15 protein-coding genes, 2 tRNA genes and 2 pseudogenes are annotated in these 16,461 nt (G+C 62.7%); 4 read left to right on the top strand and 15 right to left on the bottom strand.

Features of this window, described 5'->3' with window-relative positions; all coding sequences use genetic code 11:
* Positions 1–28 precede the first annotated feature (28 nt).
* Positions 29–784 carry an alpha/beta hydrolase gene (locus ACN5AZ_RS13085; RefSeq protein ID WP_419429333.1) on the top strand — a complete coding sequence of 252 codons (756 nt, stop codon included), beginning with the start codon at positions 29–31 and terminating at the stop codon, positions 782–784.
* On the opposite strand, the gene ACN5AZ_RS13090 is transcribed toward ACN5AZ_RS13085, so the two are convergent.
* From ACN5AZ_RS13090 to ACN5AZ_RS13100, 3 genes and pseudogenes are all read right to left on the bottom strand, one after another.
* A complete protein-coding gene (locus tag ACN5AZ_RS13090) occupies positions 754–2,268 on the bottom strand; it encodes a YifB family Mg chelatase-like AAA ATPase (protein WP_419429334.1) in 1,515 nt (504 codons plus the stop codon). The genes ACN5AZ_RS13085 and ACN5AZ_RS13090 overlap by 31 nt on opposite strands.
* A gap of 112 nt (positions 2,269–2,380) precedes the next feature.
* A pseudogene (locus ACN5AZ_RS13095) lies at positions 2,381–2,893 on the bottom strand (IS3 family transposase); the annotation flags it as partial.
* Positions 2,863–3,105: a transposase gene (locus tag ACN5AZ_RS13100; protein ID WP_419429335.1), complete on the bottom strand. Its 243-nt coding sequence runs from the start codon at positions 3,103–3,105 to the stop codon at positions 2,863–2,865. The pseudogene ACN5AZ_RS13095 and the gene ACN5AZ_RS13100, both read right to left, overlap by 31 nt.
* Positions 3,106–3,226: 121 nt before the next feature.
* On the opposite strand from ACN5AZ_RS13100, the gene ACN5AZ_RS13105 reads away from it, so the two are divergent.
* A tRNA-Arg gene (locus ACN5AZ_RS13105) sits at positions 3,227–3,304 on the top strand.
* 206 nt (positions 3,305–3,510) lie between these two features.
* On the opposite strand, the pseudogene ACN5AZ_RS13110 reads toward ACN5AZ_RS13105, so the two are convergent.
* The 7 genes and pseudogenes from ACN5AZ_RS13110 to ACN5AZ_RS13140 all read right to left on the bottom strand — a co-directional run.
* A pseudogene (locus ACN5AZ_RS13110) lies at positions 3,511–3,846 on the bottom strand (transposase); the annotation flags it as partial.
* A 236-nt stretch (positions 3,847–4,082) separates the two neighbouring features.
* Positions 4,083–4,172 (bottom strand) — tRNA-Ser (locus ACN5AZ_RS13115).
* A 172-nt stretch (positions 4,173–4,344) separates the two neighbouring features.
* On the bottom strand, positions 4,345–6,237 hold the full coding sequence (locus tag ACN5AZ_RS13120) for a capsule biosynthesis protein (protein ID WP_419429336.1): 1,893 nt from the start codon (positions 6,235–6,237) through the stop codon (positions 4,345–4,347).
* Positions 6,215–6,874, bottom strand: a complete 660-nt coding sequence (locus tag ACN5AZ_RS13125) for an ABC transporter ATP-binding protein (protein WP_419429337.1) — start codon at positions 6,872–6,874, stop codon at positions 6,215–6,217. Before ACN5AZ_RS13125 ends, ACN5AZ_RS13120 begins: the two co-directional genes overlap by 23 nt.
* Positions 6,875–7,101: 227 nt before the next feature.
* Positions 7,102–8,385: a Na+/H+ antiporter NhaA gene (locus ACN5AZ_RS13130; protein WP_419429338.1), complete on the bottom strand. Its 1,284-nt coding sequence runs from the start codon at positions 8,383–8,385 to the stop codon at positions 7,102–7,104.
* Between the two features lie 109 nt (positions 8,386–8,494).
* A complete protein-coding gene (locus ACN5AZ_RS13135; protein ID WP_419429339.1) occupies positions 8,495–9,526 on the bottom strand; it encodes a permease in 1,032 nt (343 codons plus the stop codon).
* Positions 9,519–9,866 carry an ArsR/SmtB family transcription factor gene (locus ACN5AZ_RS13140; RefSeq protein ID WP_419429340.1) on the bottom strand — a complete coding sequence of 116 codons (348 nt, stop codon included), beginning with the start codon at positions 9,864–9,866 and terminating at the stop codon, positions 9,519–9,521. The genes ACN5AZ_RS13135 and ACN5AZ_RS13140 overlap by 8 nt, the downstream gene beginning before the upstream one ends.
* Positions 9,867–10,023: 157 nt before the next feature.
* Here ACN5AZ_RS13140 and ACN5AZ_RS13145 point away from each other — a divergent pair, with 157 nt between their 5' ends.
* Both ACN5AZ_RS13145 and ACN5AZ_RS13150 read left to right on the top strand, forming a co-directional pair.
* Positions 10,024–10,605: a uracil-DNA glycosylase family protein gene (locus tag ACN5AZ_RS13145; protein ID WP_419429341.1), complete on the top strand. Its 582-nt coding sequence runs from the start codon at positions 10,024–10,026 to the stop codon at positions 10,603–10,605.
* The gene (locus tag ACN5AZ_RS13150) at positions 10,602–11,393 is read left to right on the top strand and encodes an SseB family protein (protein WP_419429342.1); all 792 of its coding nucleotides are present in this window, start codon (positions 10,602–10,604) and stop codon (positions 11,391–11,393) included. The genes ACN5AZ_RS13145 and ACN5AZ_RS13150 overlap by 4 nt, the downstream gene beginning before the upstream one ends.
* A gap of 6 nt (positions 11,394–11,399) precedes the next feature.
* On the opposite strand, the gene ACN5AZ_RS13155 is transcribed toward ACN5AZ_RS13150, so the two are convergent.
* Genes ACN5AZ_RS13155 through ACN5AZ_RS13175 form a run of 5 tightly spaced genes read right to left on the bottom strand, consistent with a single transcriptional unit; the run spans position 11,400 to position 16,396 of the window.
* Positions 11,400–11,981 carry an Isoquinoline 1-oxidoreductase subunit gene (locus ACN5AZ_RS13155; protein WP_419429343.1) on the bottom strand — a complete coding sequence of 194 codons (582 nt, stop codon included), beginning with the start codon at positions 11,979–11,981 and terminating at the stop codon, positions 11,400–11,402.
* A 51-nt stretch (positions 11,982–12,032) separates the two neighbouring features.
* Positions 12,033–13,037, bottom strand: a complete 1,005-nt coding sequence (locus ACN5AZ_RS13160) for a P1 family peptidase (protein WP_419429344.1) — start codon at positions 13,035–13,037, stop codon at positions 12,033–12,035.
* Positions 13,018–14,637: a dipeptide ABC transporter ATP-binding protein gene (locus ACN5AZ_RS13165; protein WP_419429345.1), complete on the bottom strand. Its 1,620-nt coding sequence runs from the start codon at positions 14,635–14,637 to the stop codon at positions 13,018–13,020. The genes ACN5AZ_RS13160 and ACN5AZ_RS13165 overlap by 20 nt, the downstream gene beginning before the upstream one ends.
* On the bottom strand, positions 14,634–15,449 hold the full coding sequence (locus ACN5AZ_RS13170; protein WP_419429346.1) for an ABC transporter permease: 816 nt from the start codon (positions 15,447–15,449) through the stop codon (positions 14,634–14,636). The genes ACN5AZ_RS13165 and ACN5AZ_RS13170 overlap by 4 nt, the downstream gene beginning before the upstream one ends.
* Positions 15,446–16,396 carry an ABC transporter permease gene (locus ACN5AZ_RS13175; protein ID WP_419429347.1) on the bottom strand — a complete coding sequence of 317 codons (951 nt, stop codon included), beginning with the start codon at positions 16,394–16,396 and terminating at the stop codon, positions 15,446–15,448. The genes ACN5AZ_RS13170 and ACN5AZ_RS13175 overlap by 4 nt, the downstream gene beginning before the upstream one ends.
* Between the last annotated feature and the right edge of the window lie 65 nt (positions 16,397–16,461).

The raw sequence follows: 16,461 nt of genomic DNA on the forward strand, positions 1-16,461 counted from the left end.
CCTTGCGTGGATGCCTCATAATTTCCGTATGTTGCAGCGTCCGGGGGATCTGCACTGGATCAGTTGCGGCGTGTGCCCGACGGATCGTGTGGTTTTATACTTTCACGGCGGTGGCTTTATCGCGGGCAGCCCGCATACGCATCGGGCCATGCTGGGGGCATTGTCGCAGGCGGCAGGGGTGGAGGTTTGCGCGCCACGCTACCCGTTGGCGCAAACTGCTCCTTTTCCTGCCCAGATTGAAGCGGCGCATGCGGCCTGGGCGCGGTTGCAGTCGCTGGGCTACGCGGCTGACCGCATCGTGGTCGGCGGCGATTCCGCAGGTGGCGGTCTGGCATTGTGTCTGGTCGCAGCCTTGTGCCAGCAGGGGACGCCGCCCGCCGGTGTGTTTACCTTTTCCCCATGGACGGATCTCAGCGCCAGCGGTGAATCCCTGCGGCGCAACGCAGATCGTGACCCCTTATTGCCCGCGAACAGGATCGAAGAGCTTGCTGCCTTAATCTTATGCGGGGCTGACGCCTGTGATCCGCGGGCGTCAGCCCTGTTTGCCGAATATCCCCGCTGTCCGCCGGTCTGGATGGCATGGGGCGAGACCGAAGTGCTGTATGATGATTGCGCACGCATGGTGACGCGGCTGCGCCAGTTTGGCGCGCAGGTCACCACAGAACGCCATCCAACGGCCCCGCATGTGTGGCCGCTGTTTCAGGGCTGGGTGCCGGAGGCCACGGCCACGCTCAGACGGGCCGCGCGTTTTGTTCAGGCGTCCCTGGACGAAACCAGCCGGTAACTCAGCGCCTCTGCCAGATGCGGCCGCGCGATTTCTGCGCTCTGGTCGAGGTCCGCAATCGTCCGGGCCACGCGCAAGACGCGGTGATATCCGCGCGCGGACAAATGAAAACGCTCCGCCGCCGTGTTCAGCATGTCGCGAGTCTCCGGGGTCAGGGGGGCGATTTCCGACAGCAGATCGCCTTCTGCATCGGCGTTGGTGGAGACACCGGGATGGTCGGCGAACCTGTCGCTTTGTATCTGACGGGCATGGGCCACACGTTCAGCCACGCTGCGCGAGCTGTCGCCCGAGGGTGGCAGGTTCAGATCCTCCACCATGACGGCAGGCACGTCGAGACGCAGGTCAAAGCGATCCATCAACGGACCCGAGATGCGGCCCAGATAGTCTTCGGCGCACAGCGGCGCCTTGGAGCAGGCCAGATTGGCATCGGCCAGATGCCCGCACCGGCACGGATTCGCCGCTGCCATCAACAAAAATCGGGCAGGATAGCGGACGTGGGCGTTGGCGCGCGATACCATGACCTCGCCGGTTTCCAGAGGTTGTCGCAGGGTATCCAGCACCGCGCGCGGGAATTCGGGCAGTTCGTCCATGAACAACACACCATTGTGCGCAAGGCTGATCTCTCCGGGTTGGGCGCGCCGCCCGCCGCCAATCAAAGCAGCGGTCGAGGCCGTGTGATGCGGTTCCTGAAACGGTCGCATACGAGAAATGCCGCCATCGGTCAGCAATCCCGCGACGGAGTGCACCATCGAGGTTTCCAATGCCTCGATTGGGGAGAGCGGCGGCAGCAGGCTCGGCATCCGTGCGGCCAACATGGATTTCCCCGCCCCCGGTGGCCCGATCATCAGCATATGGTGCCGCCCTGATGCGGCGATTTCCATTGCCCGTTTTGCACGTTCCTGCCCTTTGACATCCTGCAAATCGCGATGTGTGGGCGGAATGGTGACCTCGCCGCCCGAGGCGGGTGGCAATATGGATTGGCCGGTGAAATGGCGAATGATGTCCAATAGGCTATCGGCGCCGAGGACGGTGCAAGCCTCGACCCAGGCTGCTTCGCGGCCCGAGGCGCGCGGGCACATCAGCGTGCGGCTTTCACTGGCGGCGGTCATGGCAGCGGGCAAGGCGCCCACGACTGGCATCAGTGTTCCGTTGAGCGACAGCTCCCCCAAGGCCAAAGTATGCGACACGGCGTCCGGCGGAATGATGTCCAACGCAGACAGCAATGCCATCGCGATCGGCAGATCGAAGTGCGAGCCTTCCTTGGGCAGATCGGCAGGCGACATATTGATTGTGATGCGTTTGGACGGCAAAGCGATGGAAAGTGAGGTCAGCGCGGTGCGGACACGGTCACGGGCTTCGGAGACGGCTTTGTTCGGCAGGCCGACGATGGAAAAGGCCGGCAGCCCCGGGGTGATCGCGCATTGCACCTCGACAGGGCGGGCATCGACCCCCTCAAAAGCGACAGTATGAGCAACTGTTACCATCTGTGCTCCGCGTCAGATCTGAGCCACCTTGACGCTAGCTTGGTTAGAAAAAGGTAAATTTGACCGCCAGCAGGGTGACTTTTGTTCGTCGGGTTGAATAGCCCCGCGTTTCTTAGACGCCTTGGTTGTTCAGTTTTTGTTGCCGTTCGAACTCTATCGGCGACAGCATGCCGTTATGCGCGTGCTTGCGTTTCGGATTCTAGAACATTTCGATGGAGTCGAACACATCCTGCCTTGCTTCTGCACGTGTGCGGTATGTCCGCCGCCGGATCCGCTCGCGCTTGAGCAGGTTGAAGAGGCTCTCTGCAACGGCAGTATCATGGCAGTTCCCTCTCCTGCTCATCGAATGTTCCGGTTTGTGGACGCGTAGGAACGCAGCCCGATCCATACTGGTGAACTGGCTGCCCTGATCCGAGTGGATCAGGACCTTATCGCGGGGCTTTCGACGCCAGATCGCCATCAAGAGAGCTTGCAGAACCACATCGGTGGTCTGCCTGCTGTGCATCGACCAACCTACGTCCCTTCTGGAATAAAGGTCGATGACAACAGCCAGATAGGCGAAGCCTTCATGGGTCCGGATAGAGGTGATGTCTGTCAGCCAGACACTGTCGGCCGCGGCGACGTCACACGCAGCAGTGCGCGCTTCAGCCTGCGGATCTCGTCGTCCTTCTCGGTGTCGCCTGACACTGCCTTCGCAAACTTGCGCTTCCACGCATACAGAGAATGCGTACTGACACCCAACCGGTCTGACACTTCCTTCACCCGACAGCCTCGCTCAGTAATTTGCGCGACCGCATCTCGCTTGAAATCGCCTGTGAAATTCCCTGTGCCCATCATTGCCTTCTAGCCTCAAAGTTGGCGTAGAAGGCGTACACAATACACGGGGCTATTCAGGTGCGGATCCCTGATCACGTTGACAAGACCTGTTATTTCGCTGATAGATGCGCGGCGCACGCGCGGGCCGTTAGCTCAGCTGGATTAGAGCAGGGAACTTCTAATTCTCAGGTCGGGGGTTCGAGTCCTCCACGGCTCGCCAGTGCCTTTTCTGCTTGTCGTCCGACATCCAAAGACCGACTTTTCGACAAAAGTTGGTTTTTGAAATTTGTCTTGTCGCACCCGGTTATCTTACCGCTGCCGTTGTCAACTCTAGGGTCAGGACTCATAGCCAATAGATGACGGGTGCCGCGAGGGCGATGGCTGAGAGGAAGACCTTTGGGCAGCGGTCGTAGCGCGTGGCGACACGCCCCCGTTTTTCACGCCCATGCTGGTCGCTGTGCGGAGTGCCTTCAGATAGGTTGCGTCGATCATAAGGGTCTTCCGTTCGCCGTGATCGGCGGCCAAGCCGAGCATCATCCGCGCGAAGATGCCCTTGTCATTCCAACGTGTCCAGCGGTTGTAGAATGTCTTGTGTGGCCCATATTCCGCCGGGGCATCGCGCCAACGTAAACCATTGCGATTGATGAAGATAATCCCACTCAACACGCGTCGATCATCGACGCGAGGCTTGCCGTGGGACTTCGGAAAGAAAGGCTCCAGACGCGCCATCTGCGCATCGCTCAACCGAAAGAGATCAGACATGTTCACCGCTCGATTTTCGAGCCGTGAATCGCGCTGATACCGGGAAATCAATGGGTCCTGAACCTAGATTTGATACTCATCAGTCACGCTCCTTGCTGTCGTTCGGAGCGCAAAATGTGCAGCAAATTGTACAGCAAGATGTGCAGCAAAACGGCAAATCGGCAGGAGCAAACATGCAGCTGACAACGAATGTCGTTTAACATCAGTCGCTTGGTGAGAATTGCCAAATCGGGTAATGGCGGAGAGGAAGGGATTCGAACCCTCGAGACGGTCTCCCGCCTACACACTTTCCAGGCGTGCGCCTTCGACCACTCGGCCACCTCTCCGTCGACGCGTCTAGCAAAGGCTGGCAGGGGGGTGCAAGCAGATTTCCCGGGAATTTGTCAGTTTAATGAAAGTATTTTCACCGCGTTGGAAAAGCTCGTTGAATCTGGTGCGGCGATTCAATCACCCCGGGCGCAGTCACCTGCGTCCGGGGCAAAAAACGTCACGCTGATCTTAGCTGGAAACTTGTTCGCGCAGGATCGATGCGGTCAGCGAAACCATCAGATAGGCTCCGGCAAAGATGAGAAAGGCAAGGATTGTGTTCTCGAACTTGCGCGGATAGCTCGGGTCTTGGGACGCAACAGGTTCCACCGAGGTCGTCATGTAGCGCGCTTGGTTGTCTGCTTCGCGGCGCGCGCCTTCGAGACGTTCCAGTGCCGATTGCAGCATCATGTCGCGCGTGGCCAGATCAGCCTCGGCCAGCCGGATTTGCACGGCGAGTTCCGCCAAGGACTGCTCGCCCGTGGTTGCGGTGGTCATTTCGGCATTCAGCTGCGCCAGCAGTGATTCCAGCCTGCGGATGTCGCCGCGCGTGCCGTCGACCTTGGCGGTGTTGGGCCGCGAGTTGTCGAGCAAAGCCTCCAACTGCAGGCGCTTTTCCTGCAGTTCAAGCTCGCGCGTGTTGATCTGGGCACGCAGGGCGCCGATGCGGCCTTCGGGGTCGACGATGCTGCCCTCTTGCTGCATGCGCACCAGCACTTCCTGTGCATCGCGGCGGTCGTTCTCGGCTTTGGTCAGGTTGGTTTCGGCCGTTAGCACGGAATCGCTGCGCTTGCGGGCGGTCAGATTGTCCACGCGTTCTTCGGCGTATTCGATCAGGGCGCGGCTGAAACTGGCGGCAATCTCCGGATCGGCGGCGGTGACCTCCATCCGGATCACGCCTTCGGTCGGGTCAAAGCTGATCTGGACGTTCTTTTTATACAGTTTGTAGGCGTCTTCGTTCGACGATTCCGGGTCGAGCCGCTGCAACGGGTCGATTTCCGGCTGGGAGAAGTGATCGACGAAGCCCTCGTCGGCGTCGAGACGCAACATGACTTCTTTGGATTGCAGGTAGCTTTGCGTGGCGATCGCATCCTGCGCGGTGTCAAACGACGTCCCGCTGAGGAAGCTGGGCACGGCCGCCCCTGTGCCGTCGTTCTTGAGGATCAGAAACTCTGATTTGGTGGAATACATCGGGGTGGCCACGACATAGAAGTAGTAGCCCATGATGATGGTGGGCAGCATGACAAAGACGGCCAGCCGCGACAGCAGCAGCATCATCTTTTTGCGCCGCCGCGATGTGAGTTCCTTTTGAATGCGCGAGATTTCGATGGCGCGCCGTTCCGCCGGGCTGACGGTATCGGTCGAGGGGAGCTTGTGCTTTTCCACCTGAACCGTCTGCGGCAGTTGCACCTTTTCCTTCGGGGTGTCGGCCTCGGCCGGTTGTACGAGTTCAAGCATGTTGCTGCGTTGGAACGGGTCGATTCCCTTGGCGCGCAGCAGGCGCACGGCGTCGAAATCCGATGTGGGCGCCAGCCCGTGTTTCTGGGCGACGCGCCGTGCCATGCGCAACTGGCGGCCTGTCAGGCCTTCCTGACGGATGGCATCCATGTCGGTTTCGCCCGCCACCTGTTGGGCAGAGGCGACCTCGCCACTGCGGGCGGGCTGCGCTGGTTGCGCCGCTGCAGGAGGCTGTTGCGGACGCGCCTGTGCAGCCGTCGGCTGCGGGCGTGGTGGCTGCTGACTGGCCGAGGCGGATTGCTGTGCGGGCGCGGCCTGTTGCGGACGCGGCGGTTGTTGCGCGGCAACAGGTTGCGGACGCGGTGGCTGCTGCGGCGCTGTGGGCCGTGCCGCTTGTGGCGTCGGGCGTGCTGCGGCGGGCTGGGTGCCCGCATCAGCGGTCGGCGCCGCGGGTTGCGCAGGGCGTCGCGACAGGCTGGCCTGAGGCGGAGTTGCGGGGCGGGCCGCTTGGGGCGGTGTGGGCGAACGCGGGGCTGGTGCGGCTGCGTCCGCCGGCTGTTCCACCGCCTCGCCCGCGGTGGGGCTGCGGCGAATGCGGAACTTCTTAGCCTTGGGTTTCGTAGTCATACAGCTGTTTCGCTTCTTCCAAAGTTTCAAACATATGCAACTGGCCATCCATCAACACGGCGGCCTTTCGTGCGAATTTTTCCAGCGTCTCCGGCTGGTGGCTGACGATCACAATCGTGGTCGTGCGCAGGCGTTCGGCCAGCAGATCCCCGGCCTTTTTGTTGAACGCGGCGTCCGTAGAATTCGGCATGCCCTCGTCGATAAGGTACATGTCGAAATCAAGCGCGAGCAAGAGCGCAAAGGAGAACCGCGCGCGCATCCCCGACGAATATGTCCCTAAAGGCTGGTCGAAATACTCTTTTAGGTCACACAACCATCGGCAAAAGCTTTCGACGTAGTCAGGGTCCAGACCGTACATCCGCGCGATAAAGCGGGCGTTTTCCTTGGCCGAGATTTTGGACACGACACCGCCCATGAAGCCCAGCGGAAAGGAGATGCGGCAATTGCGCCGGATCTCGCCCTCGTCGGGTTTTTCCAGCCCGGCCATCATGCGGATCAGCGTGGTTTTCCCGGTCCCGTTGGGCGCAAGGATGCCCAGAGATTCCCCCAGATCGACGCGAAACGACGCGCGGTCAAGGATCACCTTCCGCTGGGTGCCGGTCCAAAAGGACTTCGATACCATGTCGAATTCTAACATACAGGGATGCCCCGGTTCGCACTCGTTATCCCCTATGTGGGGTTTCGTTAGAATTAAAATAGGAATTGGGCCACATTATGACTGTCAGGGGAAACAATGACAACGCGCGGGCCCTTCGCAAATGCGTGTGGAAACGCTACGGCAAGTCTTTGCCACATTTCGGCATAGGAGCGGCAAACGCAAAACGGCGCCCGTGGGCGCCGTCTGGCTGATCCGGGTAGGCCGGTTTACAGCTCTTGCTTTTGAACCCGTGTGACCTTGCCCGCGATGATGGAAACCACCGCTGCAATAAAGCTGAACAGCGCGCCCATTTTGGCCGCGTCCTGCACCGGCCCTGCGTCAAAGGCGACAGAGGCCACGAACAGGGACACGGTAAACCCGATCGCCGCAACAAAGCCGATCACCACCAGATCGATGATCCGCATGCCATCTGGAATGCCCAGACGCAACGGAACTGCGGCCAGCCAGCCAAACAGCAAAATGCCTACCGGTTTGCCGATAAGCAGCCCGGCCAGAACCAGCCACGTGGCAGGTCCCATCGACGCAAAGGCCACGCCCGCGTTCAGCAGGCCGAAGAAGAACAAGATCACCTCGACGGGATATTTCAGCGCATGCTCCATCGCGTTGAGCAGATCGTGCAAATGTTCCTCTGCGGCGGAGAAGATGCCAAAGGCGCGGTCCGCATGCGGGATGGCGGGCACCACGGGCAGCAGGCCCAGCGCAGGGTGCAGACCAGCCATCATAAAGCCGTACCACGACACGCAGCCCGCCACGGCATAGGGCCAGAAGGACAGCTTTTCGCGGACCCACGTGGAATTGGGCCGGTCCTGTTTGCCCACGTCCAGCTTACGCGGCAGCGAATTGAACGCAAAGAACACCAGGACTGCGGCCGCCAGCGACAGCAGCAGCCATTCCGGGGCCAGCTCGCTCGACGGGTAGAAGATTGCCAGAATAATCAGACCGGCTGCGTCGTCGGCAATCGCCAGCAACAGAAGAAAGCGCACGGCGGGGTGCCCCGCGCCAAAAACGATCCGCCCCACCAGATAGCTGAACGCAATGTCCGTGGCGGTCGGAATGGCCCAGCCATTGGCGACAGCGCTGTAGGTCTCTGACCCCATGATCGCTGCAAGGCCAAGGTAGACGGCGATGGGGCCAAACATGCCGCCCGCCGTGGCAAACAGCGGGGTGGCCGCCTTTTTCCCGCGCAGAGAGCCGTCTTTGAGGATCACGGCCTCCCACACCTCTTTGGCCGCGATGGCAAAGAACAGCGCCATCAGCACGTCGTTCACCAGATAGTGCAGGGTCAGGGTGCGATACCCGTCATGCCAATGGCCAATGGGCGCGTGGTCCCAGATCTTGAACTCGACAAAGTGGTGGTAGCTGTCGGCCCAGTAATGCGGTTGTCCCGCCACGGGGGCGATCACATCCAGATTGGCCCAGATCAGCGCGATGACCGCGCCGATGATCAAAAGCAGCGAATAACTCGCCAGAAAATTCCAAACGCGATACATCGGTGGCCCCCTCGTTGTCCCCAGCCATTCAGCAGAGGACTTAACGATTTGTAAACCAAAGAACAACGAGGGGAGCGGCCCTGTGCGTAGACGCGAAAGGGCTTTGCGCTTAGGCGAGCGCCCCCCAAGCCAGACCGGCCAGCACAGCACCGGTCAAAGCGATCCCAAGATAGGCGGCAAAGATTCGCGGTTTGACCAGTGCCCAGACCGCCACGGCCGCAGGCACACAGGAGACGCCTCCGGCAATCATAAAGCTCATCGCGGCTCCGGGGGACATGCCCATGTTCATCAGCTCGCCCACCAGCGGCACGGCGGCATAGCCATTGAGATAGGCCGGCATCCCCACCAAAGCGCCAAGGATGATCGTCATCATACCAGAGCCGCCCAGAACGCGGGCCACCGTTTCGGCGGGGATGTAGTGGATCATCGCCGCCTCGATCACATAGGCCAGCGTGAGCCATTTCATCAGAAAGGCAAAGTTCTCCAACCCCGTGCGGCGAAAGGTGTCGCGGCGCTCGGCGTCCTGCCAGAAGGCCCAGACGGGACGCCCCTGAAACGGTTTTTTGACCCCGCAGCAGCCGCCGACCTGCGGCTTTTCCCGCAAAGGATCGGCAAACACCGACGAGGATTTCAACAGCATTACGCCCACCCCGCCCAAAAGACCGATCCCGATGGCCGACAGGGCCTTGGCCGTGGCGAATTCCATCCCCAGAACGCCGGCTGTGATGGTAAACATCGCCGGATCCATCAGCGGAGAGGCCAGCCAGAAGGCCATCACCGCAGACAGGGGCGCACCCACCGCCAGAAGCGCCGCAATAAACGGGATCACCTCACACGAACAGAAGGGGGACAACCCGCCCAGCAGCGCCGCAAAGACGATCATGCGGGTCTCATTGCCCTCGAACGCCTTGGCCAGCAGCGTTTCTGCGCCAGTGGCCTTCAGGTAGGCGACGGCCAGCACTGCAAACAGGATGAAGGGCAATGTGCCCAGCAGCGCCTCGACGGTAAAGCCGAGCGTTGGCCAAAAGCGTGGCGTGTCCAGTATCGCAACGGCCAACAGGATCAAAGCACTGGCAAGCCAGGCCTTCGGGATTTTGCGCAGCTGCGGCAGGCGCGGGGCAGGCGATGTGGTATCAGCCATGATTGTGATCCTCGGGGCAGGGGCTGTCGGCACAGCAGTTTTGCAACAGGTAATCGGACAGCGCGCGGATTTCGGGGTAGTCTGCGCCTGCGCAGATAATGGACCGCCCTTGACGGGTCTGGGTCACCAATCCGGCGGCGGACAGGATCTTTAGGTGGTGCGTCAGGGTCGATCCGGTGATGCCACAGCTCGCCCCAAGCGCCCCGATGCTCAGCCCGTCCGGACCGGCGCGTACCAGCGCCTGCATGACGGACAGACGTTGCTCTGACCCGAGTGCCGCGAATTTGGAGGCAGCAGTGGCCGGGGTGATAAGGTGCGGGATGGGGTCGGATATTTTCATATCCCTAGAAGTAACGAAAGGATAAGGCGCGCGCAATCTTTATTTCGACAACTGCCGAAATGACTGGATCTCCGCGTAGGGCGGGGCTTTGACCCGCCTTTGGCGACGGTTCGGCCAAGCCCTTGTCCTTCGTGGCGGGACTGACCAAATTGCCGGGATGGATCGCCTCTTGTCCGATATTCGCGCCTGCCGCCTGTGCGCCCAACGGTTTGCCCAGACCGAAACCGGCCATGCGCCGCGTCCCGTCGTTCGTGCGCGCTCCTCAGCACGCATCTTGATCGCAGGACAAGCGCCCGGTGCGCGCGTCCACCAGTCGGGCAAGCCCTTCACCGACCCGTCCGGTGACCGCCTGCGCGACTGGCTGGGACTGCCGCCCGAGCAGTTCTACGACGACACTCAGATCGCCATCGTCCCGATGGCCTTTTGCTTTCCCGGCTACCGCAAAGGCAGCGACCTGCCGCCCCCGGCAATCTGCGCGCGCACATGGCGGGCGCAGCTTATGGCACAGCTGCCGCAGGTCACGCTGACCCTGCCCATCGGCGGCTACGCGCAGAAATGGCACTTAGGCACCCGCACCGGCGTGACCGACACCGTGACCGCGTGGCGCGACCATATGCCGGACATGATCCCCTTGCCCCATCCGTCGTGGCGCAATACGGCATGGCTGAAACATAACCCGTGGTTCGAGACGGAGCTTCTGCCCGTGTTGCGACACCGCGTCCAAGAGGCCCTGACATGACAGACGCAACCCCTTTGGACAGCGCCCTTGCGGCGATGAATGCCGCCCCCGAGGATGAAACGCTTCGGATGCGCTTCTACGACCGGTTGGCCTCGGCCGAGCTGTATCTGATGCTCGAACGCGAACCCGAGGGTGACACCATCGACCCCGAGGTGTTCGACGTCGCCGATGCGAAATTCCTGCTGGCCTTTGATCGCGAACACCGTCTTTCGGAATTTGCCGCACGGGCGGTGCCCTATGTGGCGCTGTCGGGCCGCGCCTTGGCGGGCATGCTGGCAGGGCAGGGGATCGGCATTGCGCTGAATGCGGGCACGGCTGGGGAAACGCTCCTCCCGCCAGAGGCGATGGGCTGGCTGGCCGAAACGCTGGGGCATGCGCCGCAATCGGATGAGGCGCGGATTGAACGGCTGCACCCGCCTAAAGGTCTGCCGGAAAACCTGTTGGTGGCGCTGGATGCCAAACTGGCCACTGCGGCGGGTCTTGCGGAAACGGCATGGTTGTCGGCCGCCACTTACGAGGGCGGCGCCCGTGGTCATATCCTCGGGATCATCGGCGCGCCCAGCGGTGCGGAACCGGCCTTGGCCGGTGCGGTCCAAGAGGCGCTGGTGTTCTCCGGGCTCGAGGCGGGGGCCCTGGATGTGACCTTCCTGACGCAATCAGATCCGCTGGCGGCGGAGCTGGTGCGCACGGGTCTGCGGTTTGACTTGCCGCAGCTTCAGCAGCCGCGCACGGAAATCGTGCGCCCGGCACCGGGGTCGGACCCGGACAAGCCGCCGATTCTGCGCTGACCGGGGTCAGTCGGGGCAGGCCGCGCCTGTGTCGATCCATGCCCGTGTAAGCTGGCCGAAAAGTTCCTGGCTTCCCGGGGCGGGGGCGCGTCCCTCACCGGGGTGCCATCCCCATCCCACCAGACCGTCCTCGGCCATGTGTTCATGGATCGCCTCCAGATCGCGGCCGCCATTGCGCTCGGGATCTTTGAGCTGGGTACAGATCTCGGACAGGGTCAGCCCCTGCCAGCCCATCGACACCGGCGCAAGATGCCACGGATCGTGTCCCGGAATGCTCCCGGGTGAGCTGTTAAAGGCCTGATTCTCGTCGCCATGACAGGCGGTGCAATTCAGCCCGTCCGGTCCATGGTCGTCGGGGCCGCGCGTGATCGGGGGCATATGCGGGGTCATGTCATCGCCCTGTGTGGGCCGATCCCCCACCGGATGGCAGTTCAGACAGCGCGGATGTGTGATGACTTTTCCCATTTCCTCAAATAGCGCCTCAGACCGCGCGGTCTCGTCCTCGATGTTCGCGAAATCCTGTGGGGATTGAAGGTCTTGCGCCGCCACGGGCGCGGCAAGGGTCAGGGACAAGACAATGGCGCGCATGGAAACCTCCGGCTGGCTGATGCAGGTCAACGCGCAACGCGGGGGATTGGTTCAGACATGGCCCGTGCCGGATAGCGTTTGGCGCAGCGTGGGCAGGGTGTCATTGGGGGCCGGGGTGGCCTCCCACACGGCGCGGGCGATGGCGCGTGACAGGCACAGGCTTGCGGCATGGCCCAGCATTGGCAGGGTCATGGGGTCCGCCTGTTTGGCCCCAGTGGCTGCGGCAAACACCAGATCACCATCCATAGGCGTGTGCGCGGGCAGAACGGCGCGCGCCATGCCGTCATGCGCGGCAACAGCCAGCCTGTGGCACTGCGCCTTGTCCAGATCGGCATCGGTGGCAATGATGGCGATGGTCGTGTTGCCCTGCTGCGCCATGGTCTGCGCCTTGCGGCTGGGCGGCAGGGTCAGCGCGGGCTCCTGCGCGATGCCGAGACCACCGAACTCGGACCCGATTTCAAAGGGGGCCGCGTAAAAGTGCTGCCCCGACGGTGTGGTGACACTGCCCATCGGGTTGACCGCGACCAAGGCACCGACCGTGATCCCGTCTATCACCAAAGACGCAGAGCCAAGCCCCCCCTTATGCTGGGCAGTCTGGGCCCCCGTGCCCGCACCGACCGTGCCCAATGCGAAATCGGTGCAAGCGGCATCCAAGGCCGCGCGGCCCAAGGCAGGATAAGGGTTTTCGGCCCAAGCCTTGTCCCCGCCGTTCAGCAGATCAAACAGGATCGCGGCGGGCACAATCGGCACCCGTGCGGAAAACACCTCGAACCCCCGCCCCATGCGATGCAGCGCGTCCATCACCCCTTGGGCTGCGGCCAGCCCAAAGGCGCTGCCGCCCGACAGGACCAGCGCATCCACGCCCGGCGCGGATTTGTCGGGGGCCAGCAGGTCGGTTTCCCGTGTGCCCGGCGCACCGCCATGCACCGCTACGGACGCGGTCATCGGCGCATCGCCCAGCAGCACGGTTGTGCCGGAATTCAGGGTCAGGTCCTGCGCATTCCCGACGCGCAGCCCCGCGACATCGGTGATCAGGTTACGGGGTCCGGGGATCATCGGTGGGCTCCTGTATTGGGTGGTTTTGGTCGATGGAGGGGTGTGTGTGGCCATGCGTCTCGGGCAGTTGCGGCATAGCGGCCAGCAGCCGTTTGGTGACGTGGTGCTTTGGGCTGGCAAAGATCTGTGCGGTGGGCGCGTCTTCGACGATCCGCCCCTGATCCATCACCAGAACCCTGTCGGTGATCGACTGCACTACACCCAGATCATGGCTGATAAACAGCCATGCCAGACCGCGTCGCGCGGACAGCCCCGCCAACAGGTCCAGAACCTGCGCGCGCACCCGCACGTCCAGCGCGGAAACGGCCTCGTCCAGAACGATCACATCAGGTTCGATGACCAGGGCGCGGGCGATTGCCAGCCTTTGACGTTGGCCACCGGAAAAGGCGTGGATGTGCTTTTCGGTGTCGTCGGGGGACAGGCCGACATCCGTCAACGCCTGCGCAATCGCTGCATCCACTTGTGCCCGATCGGGATGGGGGCGGCGCAGGTGGAACGGCTCTGCCAGAAGGCGGCCAACTTTGTGACGGGGATTGAAGCTGCCGTAGGGATCTTGGAACACGACCTGAATGCGCGCCTTGGCCTGCCGGTCCGCAATCGGGTGATCGGCCAATGTGACCTGACCCCCGGCCAAAGGTTGCAGCCCCAGAAGCGCGCGCGCCAATGTGGATTTGCCGCAGCCGCTTTCCCCCACCAGCCCGACCCGTTCCCCGCTGCGCAGGATCAGGCTGACATGATCGAGGGTGGTTGCATCGGGCGTGCGGCGCAACCCGCGCCGCGGCTGTGGATAGCGCACGGTGATATCGTGGGCCTGCAGCAGTGGTCTGGCAGGCGGAGCGGGGGGCAGCGGGCTGCGATGTGACGAGGCCGCCAGCAGGCTGCGGGTATAGGGGTGCTGCGGATGGCGTAAAAGCTGTTCGGTGGCAGCGGTTTCGACAATCTGGCCGTTCTGCATCACAGCGATTCGGTCCGCCATGCCAGAGACCACCGCCAGATCGTGACTGATGAGCATGAGCGTGCTACCATCCTCTTGAGTCAGCGATTTGAGCAGATCCAGAATTTGCGCTTGGGTCGTCACATCCAGCGCGGTTGTCGGCTCGTCTGCAATAATCAGGCGCGGGCGCAAGGCAATGGCCATGGCGATGACGACGCGCTGGCGTTGCCCGCCCGACAGCTCATGCGGGTAGCGCCCCGGCGGCACGTCTAGCCCCACCCGGTGCAGCAGCCCGCCAATGTCGGGAACCGGTCGGCCGTGAATGGTAAAGACTTCGGCAATTTGCTGGCCGATGGTGTGTAGCGGGTTCAGCGCCGTCATCGGCTCCTGAAACACCATTCCGATTTGCGACCCGCGCAGCAGGTCGCGGGCGCGCGGGGCCAAATCTGTCAGTTCGGTGCCGCCCAAGGTGATGGTCCCACCCGTTCGCATGCGCGCGGGCAAAAGCCCCATCACCGCCAGCGCGGTCAGCGATTTGCCAGAACCGGACTCGCCCGTCAGCGCCAGCGTCTCGCCCGCATCCAGCGTCAGCGACACGTCATGGAGCAAACGCCGACCCGACAGGGTGACATCCAGCGACGAGATGGACAAAAGCGGCCCGGTCATAGGCGCATGACCTTCAGCTTGGGATCCAGCCGGTCGCGCAGACCGTCGCCCAGCAGATTCAGCCCCAGCACGGTCAGCACGATCGCCAAACCGGGCAGGATGGCCACATGCGGCGCGATGGTGACCAGCGTTTGCGCATCCGCCAGCATTCGGCCCCAACTGGGGGTCGGGGGCTGCGCGCCAAGGCCGACATAGCTCAGCCCTGCCTCGGCCAGAATGCCCAGCGAGAACTGGATCGTGCACTGCACAGTCAACAGATTGGCGATGTTGGGCAGGATATGTTCGGCGCTGATACGGGCGCGGGATTTGTCAAAGCTGCGTGCCGCAAGGATGAAATCACGCTGCCACAGGGGCAGGGCCGCGCCCCGGCTGAGCCGCGCGAAAACCGGAATGTTGAATATGCCGATGGCGAGGATCGCGTTCAGCGCGGATGGCCCAAAACTCGCGGTGATCAGGATGGCGATGACCAGACTGGGGAAGGCGAACACCAGATCCGACAGGCGCGAGATCGCTTCGTCCAACAGGCCGCCGCGCTGGGCGGCAGCGGCCAGCCCCAACGGCACACCGACGCCTGCGCCAATGCCCACAGCGACCACCGCCACAGCGATAGAGGTGCGCGCCCCCGCCATCAGCATAGACAGGATGTCCCGCCCGAAATGATCGGTCCCCAAGGGATGTGTCAGCGACGGCCCCTGAAGCTTGGCAGGGATGTTCATCGCGGTCACATCATAGGGGGTCCAGACCAGCGACAGCAGGGCGGCACCGATGGCGCAAAGGGTCAGCGCGGCCCCGATCCAGAAGGCGCGGGTCATGCGGCTCTCCTGCGGCGCAGGCGCGGATCGACGATGGCATAGGCGATGTCGGTCGCGAAATTGACCATGATCACCGCAAAGACCAGCAGCATGGTGACGGATTCAACAGTGATCAGATCCCGCTGCGAAATCGCCTGAAAGATCAGGCGCCCCAGTCCGGGCAGGTAGAACACCTGTTCGATGATAATGGCCCCCGCCAGCAGGAAGGAGAATTGCAGCCCCATCAGGGTCAGGACGGGGATCAGCGCATTGCGCAACCCGTGGCGGCGCAGCGCTTGACCGGGGGACAGCCCCTTGGCGCGGGCGGTGCGAATGTAATCCTCCTGCGCGGAGTCAATCAGGGAGGACCGCAGCACACGTGCAAGAATAGCTGCCTGCGGCAAGGCCAGCGCCACCGCAGGCAGCGTCAGGGCGCGCAGCGCGGCCAGGGGGTCGTCCCAGCCGGGAAACCCGCCCGAGGGAAACAGCCGCCATGTGATGGCAAAGACCAGCACAAGCAGCATGGCAAACCAGAAGTTCGGGATGGCCACGCCCAATTGCGCAGCCGCCATAACGCCCAGATCTCCGGCCCGACCACGGCGGGCGGCGGCGAACAGACCGGCGGGAATGGCCACCCCCACCGCCAGCATCAGGGCAATCACCGCAAGCGGCAAAGACACCGCAAGCCGGTCCGCCACCAGATCGGCCACCGGCGTGCGATAGGTGTAGGAGGTGCCGAAATCGCCGGTCATCATGCCGGTGATCCAGTGCCAGTAGCGCGCCGGGGCCGCCATATCGAGATCGAGCTCCGCCCGCAGCGCGGCCAGCGTGTCGGGCTGGGCGTTGATCCCCAACATAAAGGCTGCCGGATCGCCGGGCGCGATTTCCACCACGGCAAAGATCACCATGCTGGCTGCCAACAGGCTGAGAGCCAAAGAGAGCAGTCGTTTAACCAGATATGCCATCATGCAAGCCGTTTGGCCGAAGGCAGGGCGCAGGCCGTAAAATGGTCCCTGTGGTGCTGGCGTGCGTG

The organism is Sagittula sp. SSi028, assembly GCF_048553715.1.
Taxonomy (GTDB): domain Bacteria; phylum Pseudomonadota; class Alphaproteobacteria; order Rhodobacterales; family Rhodobacteraceae; genus Sagittula.

What these genes read in the sequence shown, in the direction of transcription:
- ACN5AZ_RS13085 (WP_419429333.1), top strand. Translation starts at nt 29, where the DNA reads ATGTTGCAGCGTCCGGGGGATCTGCACTGGATCAGTTGCGGCGTGTGC.
- ACN5AZ_RS13090 (WP_419429334.1), bottom strand. Translation starts at nt 2,268, where the DNA reads ATGGTAACAGTTGCTCATACTGTCGCTTTTGAGGGGGTCGATGCCCGC.
- ACN5AZ_RS13100 (WP_419429335.1), bottom strand. Translation starts at nt 3,105, where the DNA reads ATGATGGGCACAGGGAATTTCACAGGCGATTTCAAGCGAGATGCGGTC.
- ACN5AZ_RS13120 (WP_419429336.1), bottom strand. Translation starts at nt 6,237, where the DNA reads ATGACTACGAAACCCAAGGCTAAGAAGTTCCGCATTCGCCGCAGCCCC.
- ACN5AZ_RS13125 (WP_419429337.1), bottom strand. Translation starts at nt 6,874, where the DNA reads ATGTTAGAATTCGACATGGTATCGAAGTCCTTTTGGACCGGCACCCAG.
- ACN5AZ_RS13130 (WP_419429338.1), bottom strand. Translation starts at nt 8,385, where the DNA reads ATGTATCGCGTTTGGAATTTTCTGGCGAGTTATTCGCTGCTTTTGATC.
- ACN5AZ_RS13135 (WP_419429339.1), bottom strand. Translation starts at nt 9,526, where the DNA reads ATGGCTGATACCACATCGCCTGCCCCGCGCCTGCCGCAGCTGCGCAAA.
- ACN5AZ_RS13140 (WP_419429340.1), bottom strand. Translation starts at nt 9,866, where the DNA reads ATGAAAATATCCGACCCCATCCCGCACCTTATCACCCCGGCCACTGCT.
- ACN5AZ_RS13145 (WP_419429341.1), top strand. Translation starts at nt 10,024, where the DNA reads ATGGATCGCCTCTTGTCCGATATTCGCGCCTGCCGCCTGTGCGCCCAA.
- ACN5AZ_RS13150 (WP_419429342.1), top strand. Translation starts at nt 10,602, where the DNA reads ATGACAGACGCAACCCCTTTGGACAGCGCCCTTGCGGCGATGAATGCC.
- ACN5AZ_RS13155 (WP_419429343.1), bottom strand. Translation starts at nt 11,981, where the DNA reads ATGCGCGCCATTGTCTTGTCCCTGACCCTTGCCGCGCCCGTGGCGGCG.
- ACN5AZ_RS13160 (WP_419429344.1), bottom strand. Translation starts at nt 13,037, where the DNA reads ATGATCCCCGGACCCCGTAACCTGATCACCGATGTCGCGGGGCTGCGC.
- ACN5AZ_RS13165 (WP_419429345.1), bottom strand. Translation starts at nt 14,637, where the DNA reads ATGACCGGGCCGCTTTTGTCCATCTCGTCGCTGGATGTCACCCTGTCG.
- ACN5AZ_RS13170 (WP_419429346.1), bottom strand. Translation starts at nt 15,449, where the DNA reads ATGACCCGCGCCTTCTGGATCGGGGCCGCGCTGACCCTTTGCGCCATC.
- ACN5AZ_RS13175 (WP_419429347.1), bottom strand. Translation starts at nt 16,396, where the DNA reads ATGATGGCATATCTGGTTAAACGACTGCTCTCTTTGGCTCTCAGCCTG.